The sequence below is a fragment of the Kitasatospora sp. NPDC059571 genome (assembly GCF_042735675.1).
Classification (GTDB): Bacteria; Actinomycetota; Actinomycetes; order Streptomycetales; family Streptomycetaceae; genus Kitasatospora.
On sequence record NZ_JBHWBW010000754.1, the window covers coordinates 1 to 2,174 of the forward strand.

The 2,174-nt window shown below is 74.7% G+C and carries 3 protein-coding genes; 1 reads left to right on the plus strand and 2 read right to left on the minus strand.

All coding sequences use genetic code 11. The features are described 5' to 3' along the window. Positions 1-26: 26 nt before the first annotated feature. Together ACFV0G_RS38675 and ACFV0G_RS38680 are read right to left on the minus strand one after the other, a co-directional pair. On the minus strand, positions 27-1,415 hold the full coding sequence (locus tag ACFV0G_RS38675) for an NAD(P)-binding domain-containing protein (RefSeq protein ID WP_380558368.1): 1,389 nt from the start codon (positions 1,413-1,415) through the stop codon (positions 27-29). Between the two features lie 41 nt (positions 1,416-1,456). Next, entirely contained in the window at positions 1,457-1,648 is a 192-nt protein-coding gene (locus ACFV0G_RS38680) for a hypothetical protein (protein ID WP_380558371.1), read from the minus strand. Between the two features lie 86 nt (positions 1,649-1,734). On the opposite strand from ACFV0G_RS38680, the gene ACFV0G_RS38685 reads away from it, so the two are divergent. Further along, the gene (locus ACFV0G_RS38685) at positions 1,735-2,094 is read left to right on the plus strand and encodes an ArsR/SmtB family transcription factor (protein ID WP_380558374.1); all 360 of its coding nucleotides are present in this window, start codon (positions 1,735-1,737) and stop codon (positions 2,092-2,094) included. The last annotated feature ends 80 nt before the right edge of the window (positions 2,095-2,174 follow it).

The window sequence follows — 2,174 nt, forward strand, 5'->3', positions numbered from 1 at the left end:
GGTCCGAGGGGCGGGCACGGGAAGGGTCAGCAGCCGCCGTTGGTGGAGCACGACGAGGCTTCGGTCGCGCGGGCGCCGAGGGTGATGAGCTGGGGTGCGGCCGGGGCCGAGCAGCAGCCTCCGCCGCCGTTCCGGGTGGTGTCGGGTTCGTCGAAGAGGCCGGCTCCGCCGCAGACACCGGTCTCGGGGAGGGTGAGTTCGACGCGGGCGGCCGCCTGGTGGTCGCCGGCGAGTGCGGCGGCGACCGAGCGGACCTGCTCGTAGCCGGTCATGGCGAGGAAGGTGGGGGCGCGGCCGTAGGACTTCATGCCGACCAGGTAGACGCCCCCCTCGGGGTGGGCGAGCTCACCGGCGCCGTGCGGGTAGACGGTGCCGCAGGAGTGCTGATTGGGGTCGATGAGCGGGGCGAGGGCGGTCGGGGCCTGGAGGCGATCGTCGAGGCCGAGGCGGATCTCGGAGAGGAACGACAGGTCGGGGCGCAGGCCGGTCAGGACGACGACCTGGTCCACCGGCTCGCTGCGGCGCCCGTCCTCGGCGACCAGGACGAGCCTGTCGCCGTCGGGCTCGACGGCGGCGGTGCGGAAGCCGGTGAGCGCGGAGGCGCGGCCGTCCTCGACGGCGGCCTTGGCGCGCAGGCCGAGCGCGCCACGGGCGGGCAGTTGGTCGGCTTCGCCGCCGCCGTACGTGGAGCCGTTGATGCCGCGCCGCAGGACCCACACCGCGTGTGTCCCGCTCTCCCGCTCGGCCAGGTCGGCGAGGTGGGCCAGAGCGGTGAACGCGGAGGCGCCGGTGCCGACCACGGCGGTGCGCCTGCCCGCGTACCGCTCGCGGACGGCCGGGTCGGTGAGGTCGGGGACGCGGTAGGCGATGCGGCCGCCCGCGGCGCGCTCACCGATGGCGGGGAGGCCGTTGGCGCCGAGCGGGTTGGGGGTGGACCAGGTGCCGGAGGCGTCGACGACGGCGCGGGCGAGGATGCGTCCCTCGGATCCGTCGGCGCGGGTGACGTGGACGGTGAAGGGCTGCTCGGTGCGGCCGGAGTCGACGATGCGGTCGCGCCCGGCCCTGGCCACACCGGTCACCCGGGCGTGGTAGCGCACCCGGTCGCCGAGGACGTCGGCGAGGAGCTGGAGGTACTGGTCGGCCCAGTCGCCGCCGGACGGATAGGCGGCTCCGTCGGGGCGGGTCCAGCCGGTGGGGGCCAGCAGTTTCTCGGCGGCGGGGTCGACGACCTCGGCCCACGGCGAGAACAGCCGCACGTGGCTCCACTCGCGGACCGCCGATGCCGCACGGGGCCCGGCCTCCAGCACGAGGGGCTGCATTCCGCGTTCGATCAGGCGGGCGGCGGCGGCCAGGCCGATCGGGCCGGCGCCGATGACGACGACGGGCAGGTCGGCGGTGGTGGTGTTCTCGCTCATCTTCGGGATCTCCGGGTGGGAGGCGTGAGGGTGGTGGGGGGTCAGCAGCAGCCGGCGCCGGTGGCGCGGGCCTCGGCCTTGGCCGCGGGGGCGCAGCAGCTGTCGGCCTGCGCGGCGTCGTGGGTGGTGCCGCAGCACGGGGTGTCCTGTGTGCTGGTGGCGGGGTGCTCGGTGGCGGTGGGGCTGCAGCAGCCGGTGCTGGCCGCGGGGGTGGTGGGGTCGGTGTCGGTCATGGTGCGGCTCCTCGGGTGGGCCTTGTTTCGACATGTGTCGATGTCCTGAGCTTGCCCCGCGCATTGATGGATGTCAACATAGACACATGTCGAAACTTGAGGCGTTGGAGCTGCCGGTGCTGTCCGCCGAGGCCGTGCCGTGCTGCCCTCCGCTGACCGCCGCCCCCCTGTCCGAGCCGGACTCGGTGCGGATGGCCGCGATGTTCAAGGCACTGTCCGACCCGGTGCGCCTGCGGCTGTTCTCCCGGGTCGCCTCGCACGAGGGCGGCGAGGCGTGCGTGTGCGACATCCAGGACGTCGGCGTCTCGCAGCCCACGGTCTCCCATCATCTGAAGAAGCTCCGCGAGGCCGGCCTGCTGACCAGCGAGCGCCGCGGGACCTGGGTGTACTACAGAGTGGCGCCGTCGGCGGTCGCCGCGATGTCGGCCATGCTCGACCTGCGATAGCCCCGAGGGCGCCGGGGAGCGCGGGGGGGGGGCGGCGAGCCCCCGCGCGCGCGCCACCCACGGATGAGAGTAGGGAGTCA

Bases quoted from the DNA above. Each gene is read 5' to 3' on its own strand.
- ACFV0G_RS38675 (WP_380558368.1), bottom strand. From the start codon at position 1,415: ATGAGCGAGAACACCACCACCGCCGACCTGCCCGTCGTCGTCATCGGC.
- ACFV0G_RS38685 (WP_380558374.1), top strand. From the start codon at position 1,735: ATGTCGAAACTTGAGGCGTTGGAGCTGCCGGTGCTGTCCGCCGAGGCC.
- ACFV0G_RS38680 (WP_380558371.1), bottom strand. From the start codon at position 1,648: ATGACCGACACCGACCCCACCACCCCCGCGGCCAGCACCGGCTGCTGC.